This is a genomic window from Sphingomonas sp. ATCC 31555, from assembly GCF_000282895.1.
In the GTDB taxonomy this organism is placed as follows: Bacteria; Pseudomonadota; Alphaproteobacteria; order Sphingomonadales; family Sphingomonadaceae; genus Sphingomonas.
The window spans coordinates 23009-44628 of sequence record NZ_ALBQ01000034.1; the positions used below are offsets into that span (position 1 = coordinate 23009).

Sequence of the window (21620 nt, forward strand, 5' to 3'; positions counted from 1 at the left end):
AAACGTTCGCGGCACGATCGTGTTAGAGGCACGATCGTGCCGCGTGCCCTCAGAAGCCGAGTGACGCCGCGATCCGTACGCCATTGTCGTCGTTCCGGCTACCGATCGTTCCAGCATAGCCGGCACTTAGCCGCACCCGCTCCGTTGGCGCCCAGACGAGGTCCAGCGTGCCAGTGGCAGCGTCGCGAGACAGCGGCGTACCGGAAACCGAGAAGACGGGGCCGGCATCGAACTGCACCGTAGCGTTCGGTGCAGCGCCCTCGATTCGCCGAACCCACGCGCCGGTGCCGCGGACCGAGAAGCCCCGCGCCATGGGCGTTTCCACGCGAATGCCACCGCGGGCGAAGGTGAAGCTCTGCAACTGCGCCGTCCCACGCAACGCCGCCGCCCCGCCCTTCTCCGCAAAGCCTACGCCATGCAGCCGGTAATGGGCCATGCCGACGAATGGCGACACCGTGCCCCCGGCCAGTGCGAACGGGCGCTGCACCTCCGCAAAGCCGTGCAGCGTGGTCGTATCGTAGTCCGCCCGTAGCGAGTCGCGGAACGAGGCAATCGCGACCACGCGATCGGTTCGGTTACGGGTCCAGCCATAGCCGATGCCGGCTCGCACATCGAACGGCCCCGCCTGCACGCCAGCGGCGGCGAGCAGGTGGACGGTGCGCGCCTGCGCGTCGCGTGCCAAGCCGCTCATACGCAGCTTGGTACGGGTATAGCCCGCCGCGATGCCGGCACGCACGGTGCCGAAGCTGCGATCGATACCGCCAACGCCGCCGATCGTTGAACGTCGCGTTGCCATTGCCTCGACGTCGCCGTCATTGGTGCCGGCGCCGCTGACATAGTTGCCCCAAACACCATATCGTCCATCGGACCCTCGCAGGTGCGCCTCCACCGCATTCTGCACCTGCTGCGCATCTTGCACGGTAACCGCGCCGAGCGATCCATAGACCTGTCCAGACAGCGCATCGAGGCCTGCTCGGGTTGCGCCGTCATCCGCTAGTGTCGTAATCGCGCTATACGCCGCATTTGCGGTGCCGAGCGCGCCCAGGCCGCTCGCGGTCGCCCGCTGGTTGCCCGTCCCCGCGATGCGAACCAGCCCGACACGGCTGCGTACCACATCCGCGAACAGGCGATCGGCGGCATAGGCAAGCCGCAGTTCAGTATTGCCTGCCACTTGGTCCACCGTAGCATAGGTGCCGGTAAGTCCGCCGGCTGCGGTCAGCAGTGTATAGCGCATGCCAATCCCGCCGCGCGTACCCGCAAGCTGCAGGCGCGCACCCGGCGCGATCGCCGCAGCGCCGCCTACCGCGATCAGGTCAGACGCTCCGTTGGCAGCGATCGTCGCGAGATAAGTGCTGCCCTGCCCTTGGAAGAAGGCACCCGTTACGGTCAGCGTGCCGACATTTGGAGCCGTGGCGGTCGCGCCGGCCGCCGGCACCGCCAGCACCGTGGCGCCACCGCTGCCACCGGGCGAGACGACACCGCCTGCAGCCAGCGAAAGCGCCGCCACGCGACCAGTGCCGGTGAAGCTGCCACTGGCAATCGACAACGCGAACGCCGCATCGCCATCAAACGCCAAGCTGCCTCCCAGGATGCGCACCGTGCCGCTAAAGCCGGGCTGCGCAGCCAGCGCCACGCTCCCGGTACCGGACTTTGCGAGGATACCCGTACCGCTTAACGTCCCTTCGAACCGGCCGTCGAAATTCTGGTCGATCTGCAGGGTACCGTCGGTACGGATGGCGCCCAACAGCTTGTTGGTGTCGCCGATCAAGGTGGCGCCCGCCGCGATAGCCGTCCCCTCGCTGAAATTGGCGGGCGTTGCCAGCGTCCAGCTGCCGACCTCCACGACCAGTCGCTCGAAGTCTACCGCGCCGCTGAAGGTGCCGCCGTTCGGACCGCTCAATACGACCGTATCGGTGCCTTGCCAGCCGTTGATCAGGCCGCTCACGCCCGTCTTCATCCCGCGCTGCACGAACACGTCGTCGCCATAGCTGAAGTAGATGTTGCCCGTGACGGTACCGCCATCGGAGACAAAGCGGTTTCCATCACCGAACAAGGATTCGCCCAGCCACACGTCGCCGGTGATGCTGCCGCGATTGACGATATCCGCATTGGCACCATAGACCGCCACGCCGGCGCCTTTAATGGTGCCGGTCGCCTCGTTGACCAGGATGCTTCGGCTGCTCAGTTCGACTGCGCTCCCCTTGCGGCTTTCCAGAATACCGCTGTTGGTAACGCTGCCACCACCTTGCAACGACGTGTAGAATGCCGTGCCGTCGACGATGATCTGCCCGCTGTTGACCAGTGTCTGGACATATCCTCCATCGACCGCCTTGCCGGCATCGCCGATGATCGAGCCGGTGTTGATCAGCGTCGTCGCCCCACCAATGGCGGTGCCGTTGCTCGCCATGCGGATGGTGCCGCTGTTGGTGACACTCGTGCCGCCGCAGATCGCGGTCGCGCCATAGTTGTTCACGCTGGCCGCTGCGGTGATCGTCCCGGCGTTCTCGAAGTTCGCGCCGCCGGCGGCGACGCCGCACGATCCGTTGCTGTTCCAATAGGGATAGTCGTTGCCCAGAGCAGTTGCCGTGATCGTCCCGCGACTGATCACGGTCAAGCCGGTGTTGGCACCCGTTCCGTAGGCTCCGCCGTTCGTCAACAAGCCTTCGACGGTTGCGCCGGTCAGGTCGATAGCCGGACCGCTGCCTACAGTGATGTCGGCGCGCACATCTACAGTGCCGGTGCCGACCAGCCCCAAGCGCTGGCCAAGTGCCGCCTCGGAAAGAGTGAGCTTCGCCCCGTTCTGCACTTCATAGGCCGTCCGTTCGAATCCGGTATGCGCAGCAGTGACCGTGGTCGTGTCAGCGTCTACAAGGTAGCGGATGGTGTCGATTCCGTCTCCGGCATCGATTCCGCCCGTTACCCCAGCCAGCGGACGCGATGTGGCGGCGTCCAACCGGACGACCACCAGGTCGTCCCCAGAACCAAGGGATAGCGCGCCATTCACGCTGCCCCCGGCATCGATGAACACATCCGCAGAAGTACTATAGCTCTGGCTGTTGAAACGGACGTCGCCATTGATCGTCCCGGCGTTGCGCACGGTAGCCTGGCTTCCGTTGCGCGCATCGATGCCGATGACGCCGCCAATCACCCCGTCTGCGAGATTGTCGATCGTGCCACCGCTGTTGACGGTGATACCTGCCGTACCGCCAGTGATGGTTCCGCTGTTGCTCAAGCGCGCGCCGCTGATGCTGACGCCGCTCGTGGTGCCGGTGATCGTTCCGCTGTTCCGCGATGCACCGACCGAGCTAACGCTGTACCCAGCCTCCAGCACCGCGCCAATGCCTGCGCTGGCGCCGATCGTGCCCGTGTTGATCAGCGGGACGTAGCTTGCGCGCACGCCCGAGGTCCGTCCGCGGATGGTGCCGTTGTTGGTGAGCGAGACCGCATCCCCCGAAACCGAGGAAGCGTAGTTGGACATGTCTACGCCGGCATAGCTGCCTTCGATCAACCCGCTGTTGGTAAACGATCCGGAATAGATGATCGCCGCCGCGTAGTAAGAGGCCTCCGAACGCAGCGTACCGCGATTCTCCACGTCCAGGCGCTGCTGGTATGCACCGTAGTTGGTCATGAGCGCCGCCGCATAGGCGTTGGCGCCGACCGACATTGATGCTTCGTTGACCAGCACGCCGGTTCCGCTCGCGGTGAGCCCAGCGAGACCACTAAAATCGGCCGCAACCGTAATCTGCGCGCCCTGCCCCACTTCGACCCCGAGCCGCCCGACGTTGCTCGGCAGCCCCGCGCGCGTGAGCGTTCCATTTCCATCCACCGCGAGTTGCAGCTGGTTGTTGCCCGCGCCTAGGTCGACGGTGCCGGTTATGCTGTCGATCCTTCCCGTCGCTACATCATAATGCGCGCTCAGCGTATCATCGCTTGCGCCGAGCAGCACATCGCCCTGGATCGTCCCTTTGCGGGTGTCGACTGTACTTGCGAACACGCCGCTCGTAGCCACAACGGAGCCGACGATCGCCCCCTGGTTGGACAGCGAAATTGCACTCCCGGAACGGATCGCAACCACGCCCCCGCTGGCGATCACGCCCGTCGCTGCGTTCGAAAGGCTGAGATAGCCGGTCGATGCCAGGGCGGCACCGCTGCCAACATTGCGAATCGTGCCGCTGTTGTTGCCGTAGATGCCGTCGGCGGAAACCGCCTCAGCGGAGCTGTTGGACTGAATCGTACCGCTGTTCGTCAACGTCACTGCGGTGCCGGTCACCCCCACTGCGGCAGCACTGCCGCCATCAATCATCCCTCGATTGTCGACATTGGTAACTCGCCCGGCAATGCCGCCGATCACGCCGCTGGAACGATTGACCACGCCCGAGATGTACGCACCGGAAGTAGCCACGATTGCAGCGCCGGACGACGCCGTGACGGTTCCGGCATTGTCAACCGAGCCATAGGCGCTGCCGCTCGTCGAACTTCTGGCAAACTGGATGCCGGTGCTGCCGGTGACGCTGGCACCTTCGCTTACGGTGATCGTGCTGCTGCTACTCGTATAGCTAGGCACCAGCGTGCCCGGCGCCGGCCAGGGCCACACTGGTACGCTTGCGCCGGCATAAGGATCGAACGGGATGTAGACGAGATCGCCGCCCCGGACGAGCACGCCCGTCTTGGTCCCGCCATCCACCGAACCCTTGACCGCAATGTTCGTGGAAAGGGCCGAATTTACCACCGCCGCATCGCTGCCTGCGCCGATCGTCGCGCCTTGAGCGATCGTCACCTGCTGCTGAAATGTCGAAACATTAAGGCCGCCAGCCACCATGCCGGTGCACGTCGTCGTTGTCTGGCCGTTTGTCGTGGTTGTGCACTGCGCCGCCGCCGGATGCGCAAGCCCAACCACCAGCGCAGCCATGCTTGCGCTCATGCAAAAACGAACGGAGCGTCGCTGCACACGCAGCAACGGACGCAGAATACCGGCCATCTCTTGTAGTCCCCCATTTCGCGCAAGAACTTGCGCATTCGCGCCTATGTCGCAGAAAAATGGGGGTGTCTACTTTCAGAATGACCGCGCAACAGCAACACCTCGCCTTCCGGTCGGCTTCCGTATAAACACCTATACTCCTGTTTATACAAGATAAATCGCCCGCGCCATGCCCCGCGAGGCAGCCATTGTTTCTATAACGAAAGCATCTCTCGCTACTCCAGACACGAGCAGGGTGACCCGTGAACAGTCGAACTGTCCTTCTAAGCCTGATTGCCACCAGCGCACTTGCGACACCGGCACTGGCGCAGTCCAATGCCGACGCGCAGAGCAAGGAAACTCAAGAACAAGTTCGCCCAGTCGAAGAAAAGGAAGTCTTCTCCACTGGCGTGGCCAAGGGACGCGATCGCTTGGATAGCGCCACCTCCACAAGCTCCCTCAAGGGCATTGAGGCACAGAAGTTGGGCCCAGTCGGCCTCGCCGACATCCTGCGTACCATGGCGGGCATCCGGGTGGAGAACGGCATCAGCGAAGGCAACAACAACTATACCGTGCGCGGCCTGCCGATCGGATCGGGCGGCTCCAAATATGTCCAAATTGAGGAAGACGGCCTGCCCGTCGTCGAATTCAACGACATCTTCAACATGGCCGGCGACTCCTTCGTCCGCGCCGACTTCACGATCGCCCAGATCGAAACGATCCGCGGCGGCTCCGCCTCCACCTTCGCGACCGGGTCGCCCGGCGGCCTGATCAACCTCATCTCCAAAACGGGCGACGTCGAGGGCGGCTCGATCCAGATGACGGCGGGCCTCGATTACGACCTGAAGCGCATTGACTTCGATTATGGCGCCAAGCTCAGCGACAGCCTGCGCTTCCATGTCGGCGGCTTTTATCGGGTCGGCGAAGGCCCGCGCGCTACCGGCATGACATCGTTCAAGGGCGGCCAACTCAAGCTGAACGTCACAAAGCAGTTCTCCAACGGCTATATTAGGGCCTATGCCAAGCTGCTCGACGATCGCGCGCCCAGCTATGCCACCTATCCGGTGACGATCACCGGCACCAACGACAAGCCGGTGATCGGTAACATCGCCGGGTTCGACATTCTGAAGGACACGATGTTCTCACCGAACGTCAGCGCGATGATCACGCTCGACGGCAACAACCAGCCGGCGCGCTATCCGGTAAAGAACGGCCAAAACCCCCAGTCCAAGTCGTTGGGCCTGGAAGCGCAGTTCGATCTCGGCGGCTGGACGCTCACGAACAGGATGCGCTACGCTGACACCTCGGGCGAGTTCCTGCGCGGTTTCCCGAGCACGGTCGCCCCGATGGCGACGCTTGCCGCTTCGCTGGCAGGCGCGGGTGCGACCGCCACCTACGCGACCGGCCCGAACGCCGGCAAGGCGGTGCCGGGGAGTGCGAATGGGAATGGTCTGCTGGCCAACTTTTTCGTCAACACCTACAACTTGCGCAACGGCAACCATTTCGCCAACGACTTCCGCGGAACACGCGTGTGGAAGGTCGGTCAGGGCGATCTGACGGTCACCGGCGGCCTCTATGTCGCGTCGCAGACGATCGCGGTCGAGGCGCTACAGATCTCGATGGTTACCGATGTCGTCGGCGGCGGCCAGGGCTCGCTTGTCAACCTCACCAGCGCCGCCGGCGTCGCCCAGACGCAGGACGGCATCTACGCTTATAGCCGCAACGGACCGCGCCTGCGCCGCTCGTTCGACGTCGACTACAGCTTCTTCGCGCCCTATGCCTCGGTGAACTACCATATCGGCAAGATCGCGATCGGCGGCAGCCTGCGCTACGATACCGGCAGCGCCCGCGGCTGGATGGTCGGGGCCGATCTCGGCGACGGTCGCAACGGTACGGTCAGCTACGACATGAACGGCGATGGCCGGATCAGCGCGCCCGAAACCCGCGTCTCGGCCCTGCCGCTCGGGCGCCCGGCACCGGTGAACTACAACTTCAAATATCTCAGCTATTCGGCCGGCATCAACTATCGCGCCGCCGAGCCGCTCGCCTTCTTCGCCCGCTACAGCCGAGGCGGCCGCGCGAATGCGGACAAGATCCTGTTCACCAGCGCGATCGACAACGGCACCGGCAAGCTGACCGCCTCCGAACACGGCTTCGACATCGTCCGCCAGCTCGAAGGCGGGCTGAAGTTCCGCAAGAACGGCATCACGCTGAACGCGACGAGCTTCCTGGCTTATGCCGACGATCACAACCAGCTGAACGCGACGGCGACCTGGACCTACCGCACTTACCGCACCTACGGCCTCGAACTGGAAGGCGGCATCCGTCGCGGTCCGTTCAGCATGGTCGCGGGCGCGACCTACACCAAGGCAAAGATCACCGAGGACAAGATCGATCCGACGCTCACCGGCAAGGAACCGCGCCACCAGCCGGCCTGGACGCTGCAGGCGACGCCGCAGGTCGACACCAAATATGCAACCATCGGCGCCAGCGTGGTGACGATCACCAGCAGCTATGCGCAGGACGTGAACCAGCTCAAGATGCCCGGCTTCACCACCGTCGGCGGCTTCGTGATCCTGCATCCCACCAAGGCCATCGATGTCGCGCTGACCGGTACCAACCTGTTCAACGCCAAGGGCTTCCTAGACATCAGCCAGAGCACGATGCCGACAACCGGCATCGGCTGGGCACGATCGGTGCAGGGACGCACGCTGGCCGCCTCGGTGCGCTTCAACTTCTGATCGCACACACCTGTCGAACCCCAGGACGCCGGTCGCGGACCTTCCCGCGGCCGGCGTTTTCCATGTTGTTCGTGACGGTAGCGAAAATAACCACCCTAATGTACAGGTCGACTCCTACGCCAATCAGTAACATTATCTCCTCAGAAAATGGTTAGACAGAGTTTGTACGCCGGCATGCGTATGCCCGACGTCCAGCAGCTTCATCTGATCTTTTTCGGCATGGAAGCTTGTGCGTTATTTTGCACCAACAACGCGCTGGTCCCGGGATCCTGTGTTCTGAGCGTACCACCCGGCAAGATCAGAGCGATCCTAGGAGAGTTTCTGATGGAAACCGCAGTCGTAACTCCGTTCCAATATTCGCTCATCTACAACGCCTTCTCGTTTACGTTCGCCACCATGGCAGCGACCACCGTATTTCTGTGGTTCGGCCGATCACAGGTGTCGGCCGCGTACAGGAATGCCGTGACGATATCTGGCCTGGTCACCGCGATTGCGGCCTATCATTATCTTCGGATCTTCGAGAGCTGGGAATCGGCCTATCACTATGTCGATGGCGTGGTATCTGCCACTGGCGTCGCCTTCAACGATGCCTATCGATATGTCGATTGGCTGCTCACCGTTCCGCTGCTGCTGATCGAGCTGGTGCTGGTGATGCGGCTCACTCGCGAGGAAACGGTGCAGAAATGCTGGCGGCTGGGCCTGGCGGCGGCGCTGATGATCGTGCTCGGCTATCCCGGCGAAATCGCCAGCGACATCCCCACGCGAGCGCTATGGGGTACGCTTTCGGCAATTCCGTTCCTCTACATCGTCTGGGAACTGTTCAGCGGCCTTGGCAAGTCGATCGAGCGCCAACCGGAATCGGTGCGGGGCCTGGTGAAGCAGGCGCGCCTGCTCACCTTCGCCTCCTGGGGTTTCTACCCGATCGTCTATATGGCGCCCTATGCGAACCTTGCCGGGCCGGACGTGGAGACCGTGATCCAGGTCGGCTACACCATCGCCGATCTGGTCGCGAAGGCGGGCGTGGGCCTGCTGATCTTCGCGATCGCATCGCGCAAGTCGGAAGTTGAAGGACACGGCGTCCCGCACGCCGCCTGAACCGGCCAGTGGCCCGTATACCCCCCCTCCCGCGGGCCATGGCCCAAGGCACCGTCCGATCCTCCGCCCTTGCGCAGGATCGGGCGGTGCCCGGCCTTTTCTGGGGCGCGGCGATGCTGATCTGCCTGCTGCGGCCGCTCGGCCTGGACTGGCACGCGCCCTGGGCGACGCAGGCAGGCATGCTGCTGATGCTCGCCGGCGGTCTGCCGCATGGCGGCCATGACCTGATGGTTGCGCGCACGCTCTGGCGCATGCAGGGCCCGACGCTCGCGCTGTTCCTTGCGTGCTACGTGGCCGCCGCCGCCACGATGGCGCTGGCCTGGTGGGCCATGCCGCTGGCGGCGATGCTCGGCTTTCTCGCGCTCGCGGCCTGGCATTTCTCCGAAGACTGGGACCTGCCGCAGGACAGCCTGCTCCGCACCGCCGCAGGGCTGGCGCCGATCGCGGCGGCCGTGCTGGGCCAGCCGGAGCGGGTGTCGCAGCTGTTCGTAGCGATGACCGATCCGGCAACCGGCCGGCTCGCCGTAGCGCTGGTGACGCTGGTGTCACCCGTCGCGCTGCTCGTTGCCGCCGTCGCCATCACATTGGCGTGGCAGGGCGGATCGCGCCGCTGGGCCGCCGCGCAAGCAGCCGCGCTTGCGCTGCTGGCGCTCGCCCCGCCCACGCTCGCCTTCCCCACCTATTTCGCCCTGCTCCATTCGCGCCGCCATGTCGTGGCGATCCTCGACGAATTCGGCGCAGGCGGCCGCTCCTTCTCGCATCCCCGACTGGCCGCCGTGCTGCTTGCGCTACTGGCTTGCACCGGCTGGGCATTGTTCAGCCCGCGCTTCATCGATCTGGCGCGCGGGATTGATCCCGCACTAGCCTTTCAGCTACTGTCCGTCGTGGCCGTGCCACACCTGATCTTTGACGCGATGGGCACGCTTTTCCGTCGACCGGTAGCCGCAGCGCCGCGCCCGGCATAAAAAGCCACATGACGAACCGCGACTCCCTGCCCGCCCCGCGCCCGGGCCTACCCGGCGCGCATGCCACGCTCCGCATCGGCGACACCGTTGCGCTCGAAGCGCAGATCACCACCACCGGCCTGCTCGCCGTTGCAGCCATCGTCACGGCGTCGCTGTTGGGCTCCGCCGCGATCGTATTGGCAGCACGACGTATCAAGACGCGCTAAACGCCCGTTCCTGCGCATGCGCGGACCGGGAGCGTCCATTGCTTTTCCTCCCGGGCGCGAAGGCGTGGAGAGGCCGCGCTGTAGGCGCCGCGCGCACTCGACCGTCGGAGCACCGCCGCGTGCACGGCGGCCCTGCCACCATGTGCTACGCACATGGTCCCCTTTACCGAGACGGGGAGGAATTTGCGCGACGCTGCCCGTTCAGGGAGCGTTGCGGCCTTACCAGGTTTACTGCCTTGCCGGGCCGAGATCCGTGCCCGCTTACTCCTCGCCCATCCGGAGGGCAGCGATGAACGCCTCCTGCGGGATCTGCACGCTGCCATATTCGCGCATCCGCTTCTTGCCTTCCTTCTGCTTTTCCAGAAGCTTGCGCTTGCGGCTGATGTCGCCGCCATAGCATTTGGCGGTGACGTCCTTGCGCAGCGCGGCGATCGTCTCGCGGGCGATCACCTTGCCGCCGATCGCCGCCTGGATCGGAATCTTGAACAGATGGCGCGGGATCAGGTCCTTCAGGCGCTCGCACATGCCGCGGCCGCGGCTCTCGGCGGTCGAGCGGTGGACGATCATGCTCAACGCGTCGACCGGCTCGTTGTTGACGAGGATGCTCATCTTGACGAGGTCGCCCTCGCGGTGGCCAATCTGCTCATAGTCGAAGCTCGCGTAGCCGCGGCTGATCGACTTGAGGCGATCGTAGAAGTCGAACACCACTTCGTTGAGCGGCAGCTCATACGTCACCTGGGCGCGACCGCCGACATAGGTGAGGTTCTTCTGGATGCCGCGGCGATCCTGGCAGAGCTTGAGGATGGGGCCGAGATATTCGTCAGGCACATAGATCACCGCCTGGATCCAGGGCTCCTCGATTTCCTCGATCCGGTTGGGATCGGGCATGTCGGCGGGGTTGTGGAGCTCGATCTCCTGCGCCACCGCCTCGCCCGCCGCCTTGGTCAGGCGCATCTTGTACACCACGCTGGGCGCGGTGGTGATGAGATCGAGGTCATACTCGCGCATCAGCCGCTCCTGGATGATCTCCAGGTGCAAGAGGCCGAGGAAGCCGCAGCGGAAGCCGAAGCCGAGCGCGGCCGAGGTCTCCATCTCGAAGCTGAACGACGCGTCGTTGAGGCGCAGCTTGGAGATGCTTTCGCGCAGCTTCTCGAAGTCCGCCGCGTCGACCGGGAACAAGCCGCAGAATACCACCGGCTGGACTTCCTTGAAGCCCGGCAGCGCTTCCAGGGCGGGCTTCTTGGCGTCGGTCAGCGTATCGCCGACGCGCGCCTGGGCCACTTCCTTGATCTGCGCGGTGATGAAGCCGATCTCGCCCGGGCCGAGATCGGGCAGCTGCTCGATCTTGGGGCGGAAGGCGCCGACGCGGTCGACCAGATGGGTCGTTCCGGTCTGCATGAACTTGACTTGCTGGCCCTTCCGGATCGAGCCGTCGATCACGCGAACGAGAATGACGACGCCGAGATACGGATCGTACCAGCTATCGACCAGCATTGCCTTGAGCGGCGCCTCGGGATCGCCCTTAGGCGCAGGAATTCGCTCGACGATCGCGTCGAGGATCTCGTCGATGCCGATGCCGCTCTTGGCGCTGGCGAGCACGGCGTTGGAGGCGTCGAGGCCGATCACGTCCTCAATCTCGGTGCGGACCTTTTCGGGCTCGGCCGAGGGCAGGTCGATCTTGTTGATCACGGGGATGATCTCGTGGTCGTGCTCGATCGACTGGTAGACATTGGCGAGCGTCTGCGCCTCCACGCCCTGGGCGGCGTCGACGACGAGCAGCGCGCCTTCGCATGCGGCGAGGCTGCGGCTCACCTCGTAGGCGAAGTCGACATGGCCCGGCGTGTCCATCAGGTTGAGGACATGGCCCTTCCATTCCAGGCGCACGGTCTGCGCCTTGATGGTGATCCCGCGTTCCTTCTCGATGTCCATGTTATCAAGGACTTGCTCGGACATCTCGCGGGCGGTGAGGCCGCCGGTGCGCTGGATCAACCGATCGGCAAGCGTAGACTTGCCATGGTCGATATGCGCGATGATCGAGAAGTTGCGGATCTTGGTGATGTCGGTTGCCATGATTCCGCGCGCGTTAGCAGCTTGGCGGGAAAAGCCAAAGTACCCGATTGTACGGCATCGCTAGGCCGGGGCGATCCATTCTGTTACGGACGCGGGCGGGGGGCGGTCTTTCCCACATCGGACCGCCTGGTTGTACAGGGAGGTTTCAGTACGATGATGAAGCAGTTGCTCGGCGCCGCCGGGGCGATGGCATTGTGCGTGGGCGCCGCGCCCGCGCTTGCCCAGAGCAAGCCGACCAAGACGCAGCGCACCCAGGAGCAGGCCGTGCAGGACGTGCCGCGCTGTGCGCGCAAGCTCGGCACGCTCTCCATCGTCGACGGGGACGATCCCCGCGGCTGGACGCAATATTCGCTGGCGCCGCCGCAGAAGCTGCTCAAGGTGCTGGTCCAGCGTTCGGGCTGCTTCAATCTCGTCGATCGCGGCTCGGGCCTGCAGGCGGCGGAGAAGGAGCGCAACATCGGCGGCAATCTGGGCCTGCAGCGCGGCTCGAACGTCGGCCAGGGCCAGATCAAGGCGGCCGATTACGTGCTCGTCGCCGAAGTGCAGGCGGCGAACCGCAATGCCGGCGGCAACGCTTTCGGTGCGGCGGGCGCCGTGGTCGGCGGGCCGATCGGCGGGCTGCTGGGCGGTCTCAAGTCGCGCAAGATGGAAGCGAACACCGTCCTTTCGCTCACCAATGTCCGCACGACGGAGACGGTCGCGACCGAGGAAGGTTATGCCTCGAAGAACAGCGTCTCCTGGGGTGCCGGCGGCGGCGTGGGCTTCATCGGCGGCGGGCTCGGCGCGGTGGGCGGCGGATATGACAACACCGATATCGGCCGGATCGTGACGTTGGCGTTCATCGATGCCTATGCGAAGATGGTCGACGGCCTCGGCCTGCTGCGCCCCGGCGACGAGGGCACGGCGCAGGCGGCACCGGCCAAGACCTTCACCGCCCAGGCGCCGGTGGCGATGCGCACCACCGCCGCCGCTTCCGGCAAGGTGATCCGCACATTGCCCGTCGGTGCGATCGTCTATCCCACCGGCAACAAGAATGGCCTGTGGTGGGAAGTGGCCGACGAGAACGACAATGTCGGCTGGGTGCTGAACACCAAGCTCGCACCTTCGAACTGAGGTTCGGAGCCGGCAAAAGAAAGGGCCGTCGCAAGAATGTTGCGACGGCCCTTTTTTCTCTCCTCCCTCCGCAGGGAGGACGGACAGGATCCGCTTAGTTGAACTTGCCGCTCAGCGACACGCCGAACACGCGCGGTTCGTTGAGCACGGCAGCGCGATAATTCTCGATCACGCCCTTCAGGTTCTTCTCCCCGGTGATGTTGCGAACGAACCCGGCGATCTCCCAGGCATCGTTCGGCGCGGTGTAGCCGATCTTCAGGCCGCCTTCGAAGTTGCCGTTCGCGGTGAACTCCTTCGTCTCGTAGAGCACGAAATTGGTGTAGCCCTGCACGTTCCAGTCGGTGGCGACGAACAGCTTCCCGCCGATGTCCATCGGGATGTCGTAGCGCGCATTGACGTTGAAGTTATACTCCGGCGCGTTCGGCAGCGGGTTGCCGTCGATCTTCGCCAGGAAGGCGGGGGCGCCGAACAGCGTGATCTGCCGAACCGGGTCCAGCACGGTGCAGGTCAGGCGACCGGCAAAGGCGCAGGTCTGCACTTCCACCTTGCTGTCGTCGATCTCGCTGTGCAGCAGGCTCAGGCCCATCTGCAGCGACAGGTTGCGCGTCGGCCGCCAGTCCAGCTCGGCTTCGGCGCCATAGGCCTTGGCCTTGTTCGCGTTCAGCAGAACACCGTTGCCGTTGGCATCGTTGCCGTTCAGCTGGATGTCGTCGAGCGTGTAGTAGAAGCCGGAAAGGTTGAAGCGCACGGTGCGATCAAGCTGCGTCTTGATGCCCGCTTCCCACGACAGGATCTTCTCGGAGTTGGCGGTGGTGAAATCCGAATTGAACACCGCCGAGCGTCCCTGGATCGTCGGTCCGCGGAAGCCCTTGGCCACGCGGGCGTAGACGCTGACGTCCGGGCTCACTGCATAGCGTGCGCTCAGGTCCCAGCTCGGCTGGGTATCCGACAGCCGCACATGGCGACGGCCGGGATAGGTGACGGCACCCGCCGCGGTGTCCGCCGTCTTGAGCAGGTCCGTGGTCTTCGTGTCCTCGGTCACGCGGCCGCCGGCAGTGAGGGTCAGCTTCGGCGTGAGATCATAGCTCGCCTGGCCGAACACCGCCCAGCTCGTGTTCACGTTGTGCAGACGAACCCAATTGTTCGGGTTCCGGGCGGCACCGCTCAAGAAGTATGCGCGCTGATAGAATTCGGTGATGTCGCGCGTATCGAAATACATGGCGCCGACCTGCCACTTCAGCGGCCCCTCGCCGCTGCTTGCCAGGCGCAGTTCCTCGCTCCACTGGTCCAGCCCGCGCACCCGGCCCATGGACTCACCGAAGCCGGCATTGCCGAAATCGGCAGCAGCGCCGCCGTCCGTGTCTCCACGGCTGTACCCCGAAAGCGTTTCATAGCCGGTGATCGAAGTGAGCGTCACGCCCGCCAGATCCCAGTTCACATGGAGCGATCCGCCCGCGGTGTTATAGTCTTGCGGATTATCGGCGCCCTCGTCCCAGCGCGCACGCGTAAACTGCACGCCGTTGATCTTGTTGGAACCCAGGTTGAGCGCCCCGCGGCGGAACACGGTGGCGGTGCCGTCATACCAGCGGGCATGGCCCGAGGCGAGGATGGACAGGGTTTCAGTGGGCGTTGCCAGCAGTTGCAGGCGCACGTCGCGCTCGTTGAAGCCCCCGGCGGCGTTCTTCTTCGGTGTGACCGTTCCGTCCGCGCTCGGGCCCGCATAGCTGTTGTCGATGTAATTGTCGCGGTGCTGATAGAGCCCGGAAATGCGGAAGGCCAGCTTGTCCTGAATGATCGGCCCGCCAACGCCGGCGTCGATATTGACGCTGTTGAAGCTGCCGTAGCTCGCCGTCGCGCGGCCCTGATAGGTTTGCGACGGGCGCACCGTGTCGAACTTGATGATGCCCGCCGTGGTATTGCGGCCGAACAGCGATCCCTGCGGCCCCCGGAGCACTTCGATCTGGTTCACGTCGAACACCGGGTTCGACTTCAGCACCACATGTTCCAGCACGATATCGTCATGGATGATCGAAACCGGCTGCGATGCGCCGAGATAGAAATCAACGTTGCCCAAGCCGCGGATATAGAAGCGCGGGAAGATGCGGCCGGTTGAGGACTCGACATAGAGGCCGGGCACCTTGCCGGACAGCGCGAGCAGCGTGTCATCGCCCGACGCGGTATACTCACGAGCCAGCCCTGCGGGGATCACGGCCACCGATAGCGGCACATTCTGCTGGTTTTCCGGACGACGCTCCGCCGTCACGACGATCTCGTTCAGCCCCGACTCGTCGTCGGCCTGCTGAGCCATTGCAGCGTTGGAGGCCAGCAGCGCGCCGAAGGCGGCGCCGATCAGCATGCTGCGCTTGCTGCGCGCATAGTAATGCATGGATTTTCCCCGAATGGATGTTTGTTGCTTTGCTTGTGACGGCAGCCGAGTGCGATCCGCCTGCACGGGCGTTCGCAAGGTATTGAATTCCAGTCCCCCATTTGCCGTCGGGGGGCGCGTTAGGCCGCGATTGTGAACTTCGCGTGACCGAAAGCGGGCGTGTTTCCGCAGCGCGAAAGCTGCACCTTCCTAGCCGCGCGCGCTCTCGATCGCCGCCACGGCGGCGGCGAAGCGCGCCTCGCCCTCGCCTTGCACCAGCGCCCAACGGACACCGCGGCGCTCCAGCTCGGCGCGCGAGAGATCGAAGAACCGGCGGCGTAGCGCCGGCGTCCCGAACAGGCGCGTGCCATCGGCAACCCAAGGCAGATCGATGTCGAACAACAGGTACAGATCCGCCGTGCTTTGCCAGGCATCGAACCAGGGGTCGCGCGCGCCGAACAGCATTTCCGCCCACACCGCCGTCATCAGCGGATCGGTATCTAGGATCACCGGATCGGCACCGGTGGCGAGCATCATCCGCGTTCCCGCGTCATGCGTTCTGGCGATCTCCACCAGATCCGCCATGGTGAAGTCGGTACCGCGCGCTTCGGCATATTCACGGCCATATTCGTCAAGCAGCGCGCCGCCATAGTGCGCGACCAGTCGCGGAGCGATCGTCGTCTTGCCGGTGCTTTCGGGGCCATGGAGGCAAATCGTGCGGGGTATCATAAGCGCGCTTTTTTCCAGTCAACGGCACCCCACAGCGACAGCGCCAGGAAAAGTCCATACAGCCCCGCGGTCAGCCACAATTCTTTCACGGCGAACAGCGGAATGGCGAGCAGGTCCACCAGTATCCACAGCAGCCAGCATTCCCACACCCGGCGCGACTGGAGCAGTTGGGCAGCGATGCTCAGCACGGCAATCGCGCCGTCCCACCAGGGATAATCGGCATCCGTAGTCGCCGCCATCACCGCCCCCCAGACCAGCACCGCAAGCGCCGCGCCCCCGCTCCAGGCCACGCGTGCGCGGCTGCTCAGCCATACCACCGGCACCACGCCGCCGTGCTTTGCGTTTCGCCAGTTCCACCAGCCATACAGGTTCACGGCGATGTAGAAGAGCTGGAGCAGCGCGTCGCTGTAGAGGCGTTGCTGGAAGAAAACCCAGGCATAAAGCGCGACCATCGCCAGGGCGAAGGGGTAGTTCCACAGGCTGCGCCGAACGACGAGCGTGACATTGGCAACGCCCAGCAGGGCGGCGGCGGCTTCGATGGGGTTCACTGCGGACGCGCATATCGGCGGGCCGCGCAAGGGTCGATAGGCGCGCGACTAGCGCCCCGCCAAAAAAATCTACCGCTGTCCGAATTCCCTGCGTCGAGGCGCTTGACGGCTGGCCATAGCCGCCCTTATAGGCGCGCCTCCAAGCTCAAGCCGGTCTGCTCCCGAAAGCATTGTAGACCGGACTCCGTCGGGGAGTAGCTCAGCCTGGTAGAGCACTGTCTTCGGGAGGCAGGGGCCGGAGGTTCGAATCCTCTCTCCCCGACCATTTTCTTGATTTGCCGATTTGGATACCGGCGGCCAAGCCAGCCCGGCGTCAGCGCCACGCCCGTACGCCGAGGATCAGCACTCCGCCGCACAGCGTCATCCCCCCCAACACCGCCAGGATCGGGCCGAAATCATGCGGTGTCGCGAAGGTCCAGGTGAGTGCGGCGCCAATCAGCGATGGCGTCGTGTTGGTCAGGTTGAACAAGCCGAGGTCGCGGCCACGGTGGCGGGGATCGGGCAAGAGCTGCAAGGCCAGGCCGGCGTGAAGCGCGACGAACACCGAGGATCCCGCGGTATACAGGATGAACGCCGCGGCCGCGGTCCATCGGTCGTCCGCCGCCGCCATCGCGAACAGCCCCGCCGCCGCGAGCCCGGCGGCCCCCAGCAACACCCATCGCCGCCGCTGCGGCCGATCGGCCATGCTCCCGAGCAGGAGCGCGATCGGCATCGGCACAAGGAACGCGATCGTGAAGACTCGGCCGATCCAACCCGGCAATGCGGCATGCTCGCGAAGCGGCACCACCGTCTCAAAATAATAGAGAAGGTATAGCTGCGTGACGACGGCGGCGACCTGAATCAGCAGACGCGATCCGCTCGCCACCAGGAAATCGCGGCGGGGCGGACGCACGGGCGCAGGTTCGGCGGCCGTCGCCGCCAGCGTGCCTGGCCGCATCAACAGCATCGGCAGGATGCATAACAGCGCCACTGCCAGGATCACCGTGAGTTGCGCCCCTTCAGTGAGCGCCGTGGTGCCGACAAGTACCGCCGATAGCGCCGATGCGGCGGGCTGGCCCATTGTCAGCAGACCTCCCGCGATGCCGCGCTTTGCATCGGGAATCTCCTCCGCCAAAATGGCCATCATCGGCGCCAGCACCGCATTCACCGCCAGCTGAAACACGACGACGGCTGCCAGCAAGGCGATCGGCGTCGCAGCCAGGGCCACCGCCACATAGCTTGCCCCGACCGCCGCGATACCCGCCCCCATCCAGCGCCGCCGCCCATGTCCCGCGCGCTGAGATCGGTCGCTCAACCAGCCGAAGAGAATGTTGGCGCCACCGGCAGCGATCGCCCCGGCCACCGCGATCAGCGAGAGCAGCTCGATCCGGCCGGCCTGGCTGATCGCCTCCACCTTGATCGGCAGCAACAGGCTGAGCAGCGGAAGATAGGCGATCACCCCGCCGGCATATGCAAGCGCGAAAATGGCGAGCACGGACCGGCTCCAGCGTTGCGCCACGGCGGAGGTGAACGGTGCGGGATCTGGCATGCCCCCTCCCTGCCCGCGATCGGTCGTCCCGGCAACGGCTGCCCGAGCAAACCTTCCTTGCGGCGTTGGCGCGAGCGCGCGGCAGGCCAAGACCATAAATCGAATGAACGTTCACAAGGTAGCGTTATCAAGGCGTCAGCCATCTTGACAGCCTTGTCGGGTTCGGCAAGTGAACGTTCTCAAGCGCGCGTACAGAACCGCGCCGGACTCATTAGGGGAGGTTTCCATGCGCAGCGCTCGTGCTCGCCTGCTTTCGAAATTCGCCATCGGCGTATCCACCGCCGCACTCGCCATGCCGGCCGCCGCGCTGGCCCAGGATGCGGCTGCGACCATGGGCAATCCGGGTCCGGCACAGGCCGAACCCCAGGCGGCTCCAGACGATCAGGCACCTGCCGAAGGCGAGATCGTCGTCACCGGCATCCGCGCGTCGCTGCGCCAGTCGATCGACCTGAAGCGCAACGCCCAGGGCGTGATCGACGCGATCAGCGCCGAAGACATGGGCAAGTTCCCCGATACGAACCTCGCTGAGTCGCTACAGCGCATCACCGGCGTGTCGATCGATCGGTCGAACGGCGAAGGCCAGTTCGTCACCGTGCGCGGCTTCGGCCCGGAATATAATCTCGTGACGCTGAACGGTCGTCAGATGCCGACCTCGACGATCGGCGACGGCAACAGCGCGCCGGGATCGCGCTCCTTCGATTTCGCCAATCTTGCCTCCGAAGGCGTGGCGGCGCTGGAAGTGTACAAGTCGGGTCGCGCGACGGTGGCGTCTGGCGGCATAGGTTCGACCATCAACATCCGCACCCCGCGGCCGCTGGACAAGCCCGGTCTGCGCGGCTCGCTGTCCGCCCGCGGCGTGATCGACACCTCGCAGAACGGCAAGAACGACATCACGCCCGAAGTGTCGGGCATCTTCTCGAACACCTTCCTGGACGACCGCGTCGGCATCCTCGTCACCGGCGCCTATCAACGCCGCAACTTCAGCGCGAACCAGGCGAATGTGGGCTGGCGCGACGGCTATCTCGGATCGGAGAACAATTGGGGCTCGCTCGCCCAGCAGGGCGATCCGCGCTACGCCAACATCACGAACCGCCCCGATGCCACCGATGTATATCAGGTGCCGCAGAATGCGAGCTACAACATCGTCAACGGCCGGCGCGAGCGCATCAATGGCCAGGCGGTGCTGCAATTCCGCCCGGTCGACACGCTGACGGCGACGATCGACTACACCTATTCGCAGAACACGTTCGAAGTTCGCGATAATAATGTCGGCATCTGGTACAACCACAACGACACCTCGAGCGCGTGGACCGATGGTCCCGTGGCAGGTCCGGTGTTCTACACCGAACGCTTCACCGCGGCAGAGACGAAGGACCTCTCCTATTCGGCCTCCCAAACCTCTGCGCGCAGCGTGAACAAGTCGCTCGGCGGCAATCTGACGTGGCAGGCACCGGGCGGCGTCACCGTTTCGATCGACGCCCACCACTCGACCGCCGAGTCCAAGCCCGACAACCCATATGGCAACAGCAACTCGGTGGGCGCCGCGGTGTTCGGCGTGCAAAGCCAGACGATCAATTTCGACAAGAAGTTTCCGATCATCTCGTACGCGATGCAGCCCGGCATCGATCCGATGAATCCTGCGAACATCGTCCCCACGGGGAGTGCGTTCCGCAATTCCTATTTCCGGGACGAGATCAACCAGGTCCAGCTACGCGGCCATTATGATCATGGAGACGGCTTCTTCGACAGCCTGGATCTCGGCTTTGACTATACCGACAACAAGGTGCGGTCGGCCTATAGCGTACTGCAGAACGATACCTGGGGCGGCACTGGCGGCGACAGCCCGGCACAGCGCGCGGCGGCAGCGGCGCTGATCCCGGACAGCCTGTTCCGCCAGATCAGCATTCCGGACAAATTCTCCGGCATCACCGGCGCCGACGATCCGGCGATCGCCAAGTCCTTCTTCGGCTTCGACGTGCCGGCGATGGTCTCGCTGCTCGACAAGGCCTATAATATCTGCGGCGGCAACGGTCAGTGCCTGATTCCGTACAACACCGACTCCCGCATCCGCGAAAAGACCGTCGCGCCCTACGCCCAGTTCAACGGCAAGCTCGACCTGTTCTCGCGTCCCGCCCACTTCATCGTGGGTCTGCGCTATGAGAACACAGACGTGTCGGCGTCTGCGCTGGTACCGACGCCGGTAGGCGCGCGGCAGAATTCGCAGAACGAATTCAACATCCTGTTCTCGGGCAGCGGCTTCACGACGTTCAAGGGAAGCTATGAAAACTGGTTGCCCTCGGTCGACTTCGACTTCCAGCCGATTGAAAACGTCAAGCTGCGCGCGTCGTACAGCCACACCATCACACGCGCCGATTATGGCAGCCTGCAGGGCGGCCGTCGCCTCGACCAGCTGTTCCGGATCGGCGGCGGCACCGGCGGCGTGGGCAACCCCAATCTCATTCCGTACAAATCGAAGAACATCGATCTGTCGGCGGAATGGTATTACAAGTCCGACAGCTATCTGTCCGTAGGCTTCTTCCACAAGGACGTGTCGAACTATATCGGCCAGACGCAGATCAACACCACCGTCCCCGGCGTCACCTCTCCCGTCAGCACGTTCAATGGCGTCACGCGCTATGGGCCGCGCTACCAGGCGGCGATCAACGCGCTGGGTGCGAATGCCACCTTCGCGCAAGTGCGCGACTATATCGCCGCCAACTATCCGGGCGGCGTGGTCAACGGCACCATCGTGGCGCAGCCGGACGATCCGCTGGTGAATTTCATCGTCAGCACGCCGTTCAACAGCGATCAGACCGCGTCGGTCGACGGCTTCGAATTCGCCATCCAGCACAATTTCTGGGACACCGGCTTCGGCACGATCCTCAACTACACGATCGTCAACGGCAATCGCGACTATGACAACACGCTCCCCGCCAGCGTGTCGCAGTTCGCCATTACCGGCCTGTCGGACAGTGCGAACGCGGTGCTGTTCTACGACAAGTTCGGGATTCAGGCGCGTGCTGCGTACAACTGGCGCAAGGGCTATCTGGCAGGTGCGGGCATCAACCCGGTCTATATCAACACCTATGGCCAGCTCGATGCGAGCGCCAGCTATGCGGTGACCAAGAGCGTCGCGATCTTCGCCGAAGCGATCAACCTGCTGGGCGAAAACCGGAGCGGCCATCTGCGTTCGGACCGCAACGTGACGTTCGTCACCAAGCAGGATGCACGCTATTCGGCCGGTGTGCGCTTCACCTTCTAACCTCCCCCCCGGGAAGGCCAGCTTCTCCTTGCGGAAAAGCT

At 64.4% G+C, this 21620-nt stretch carries 12 protein-coding genes and 1 tRNA gene; 7 read left to right on the forward strand and 6 right to left on the reverse strand.

Annotated elements, in window-relative coordinates; translation table 11 throughout:
- Positions 1–49 precede the first annotated feature (49 nt).
- Positions 50–4921, reverse strand: coding sequence for an autotransporter domain-containing protein (locus B215_RS0114230; RefSeq protein WP_019370317.1), 4872 nt, complete (start codon positions 4919–4921; stop codon positions 50–52).
- A gap of 299 nt (positions 4922–5220) precedes the next feature.
- Between B215_RS0114230 and B215_RS0114235 the strand changes: the two genes are divergently transcribed.
- The 4 genes from B215_RS0114235 to B215_RS0114250 all read left to right on the forward strand — a co-directional run bounded on the left by B215_RS0114235 (position 5221) and on the right by B215_RS0114250 (position 9964).
- Entirely contained in the window at positions 5221–7698 is a 2478-nt protein-coding gene (locus B215_RS0114235) for a TonB-dependent receptor domain-containing protein (RefSeq protein WP_019370318.1), read from the forward strand.
- A 324-nt stretch (positions 7699–8022) separates the two neighbouring features.
- Complete coding sequence (locus tag B215_RS0114240; protein WP_026009269.1) at positions 8023–8793, forward strand: bacteriorhodopsin-like; 771 nt, start codon at positions 8023–8025, stop codon at positions 8791–8793.
- Between the two features lie 86 nt (positions 8794–8879).
- Positions 8880–9758, forward strand: a complete 879-nt coding sequence (locus B215_RS20185) for a beta-carotene 15,15'-dioxygenase, Brp/Blh family (RefSeq protein WP_236704475.1) — start codon at positions 8880–8882, stop codon at positions 9756–9758.
- A gap of 8 nt (positions 9759–9766) precedes the next feature.
- The gene (locus tag B215_RS0114250; protein WP_019370321.1) at positions 9767–9964 is read left to right on the forward strand and encodes a hypothetical protein; all 198 of its coding nucleotides are present in this window, start codon (positions 9767–9769) and stop codon (positions 9962–9964) included.
- A 261-nt stretch (positions 9965–10225) separates the two neighbouring features.
- Here B215_RS0114250 and lepA read toward each other — a convergent pair whose 3' ends face one another.
- Positions 10226–12034, reverse strand: a complete 1809-nt coding sequence (gene lepA, locus B215_RS0114255) for a translation elongation factor 4 (RefSeq protein ID WP_019370322.1) — start codon at positions 12032–12034, stop codon at positions 10226–10228.
- A gap of 153 nt (positions 12035–12187) precedes the next feature.
- Between lepA and B215_RS0114260 the strand changes: the two genes are divergently transcribed.
- Positions 12188–13147 carry a CsgG/HfaB family protein gene (locus B215_RS0114260; protein WP_019370323.1) on the forward strand — a complete coding sequence of 320 codons (960 nt, stop codon included), beginning with the start codon at positions 12188–12190 and terminating at the stop codon, positions 13145–13147.
- 94 nt (positions 13148–13241) lie between these two features.
- Here B215_RS0114260 and B215_RS0114265 read toward each other — a convergent pair whose 3' ends face one another.
- From B215_RS0114265 to pnuC, 3 genes are all read right to left on the reverse strand, one after another.
- On the reverse strand, positions 13242–15533 hold the full coding sequence (locus B215_RS0114265) for a TonB-dependent receptor (protein WP_019370324.1): 2292 nt from the start codon (positions 15531–15533) through the stop codon (positions 13242–13244).
- Between the two features lie 189 nt (positions 15534–15722).
- Positions 15723–16241 carry an AAA family ATPase gene (locus B215_RS0114270; protein ID WP_019370325.1) on the reverse strand — a complete coding sequence of 173 codons (519 nt, stop codon included), beginning with the start codon at positions 16239–16241 and terminating at the stop codon, positions 15723–15725.
- Positions 16238–16789, reverse strand: coding sequence for a nicotinamide riboside transporter PnuC (pnuC, locus tag B215_RS0114275; RefSeq protein WP_019370326.1), 552 nt, complete (start codon positions 16787–16789; stop codon positions 16238–16240). The genes B215_RS0114270 and pnuC overlap by 4 nt, the downstream gene beginning before the upstream one ends.
- A 188-nt stretch (positions 16790–16977) precedes the next feature.
- On the opposite strand from pnuC, the gene B215_RS0114280 reads away from it, so the two are divergent.
- Positions 16978–17054 (forward strand) — tRNA-Pro (locus B215_RS0114280).
- 48 nt (positions 17055–17102) lie between these two features.
- On the opposite strand, the gene B215_RS0114285 is transcribed toward B215_RS0114280, so the two are convergent.
- The gene (locus B215_RS0114285; protein WP_019370327.1) at positions 17103–18317 is read right to left on the reverse strand and encodes an MFS transporter; all 1215 of its coding nucleotides are present in this window, start codon (positions 18315–18317) and stop codon (positions 17103–17105) included.
- Positions 18318–18543: 226 nt separating this feature from the next.
- On the opposite strand from B215_RS0114285, the gene B215_RS0114290 reads away from it, so the two are divergent.
- Positions 18544–21579 carry a TonB-dependent receptor gene (locus B215_RS0114290; protein WP_019370328.1) on the forward strand — a complete coding sequence of 1012 codons (3036 nt, stop codon included), beginning with the start codon at positions 18544–18546 and terminating at the stop codon, positions 21577–21579.
- Positions 21580–21620: the final 41 nt, after the last annotated feature.

Bases quoted from the DNA above. Each gene is read 5' to 3' on its own strand.
- B215_RS0114230 (WP_019370317.1), bottom strand. From the start codon at position 4,921: ATGAGCGCAAGCATGGCTGCGCTGGTGGTTGGGCTTGCGCATCCGGCG.
- B215_RS0114270 (WP_019370325.1), bottom strand. From the start codon at position 16,241: ATGATACCCCGCACGATTTGCCTCCATGGCCCCGAAAGCACCGGCAAG.
- B215_RS0114240 (WP_026009269.1), top strand. From the start codon at position 8,023: ATGGAAACCGCAGTCGTAACTCCGTTCCAATATTCGCTCATCTACAAC.
- B215_RS0114285 (WP_019370327.1), bottom strand. From the start codon at position 18,317: ATGCCAGATCCCGCACCGTTCACCTCCGCCGTGGCGCAACGCTGGAGC.
- B215_RS0114265 (WP_019370324.1), bottom strand. From the start codon at position 15,533: ATGCATTACTATGCGCGCAGCAAGCGCAGCATGCTGATCGGCGCCGCC.
- lepA (WP_019370322.1), bottom strand. From the start codon at position 12,034: ATGGCAACCGACATCACCAAGATCCGCAACTTCTCGATCATCGCGCAT.
- B215_RS0114290 (WP_019370328.1), top strand. From the start codon at position 18,544: ATGCGCAGCGCTCGTGCTCGCCTGCTTTCGAAATTCGCCATCGGCGTA.
- B215_RS0114260 (WP_019370323.1), top strand. From the start codon at position 12,188: ATGATGAAGCAGTTGCTCGGCGCCGCCGGGGCGATGGCATTGTGCGTG.
- B215_RS0114250 (WP_019370321.1), top strand. From the start codon at position 9,767: ATGACGAACCGCGACTCCCTGCCCGCCCCGCGCCCGGGCCTACCCGGC.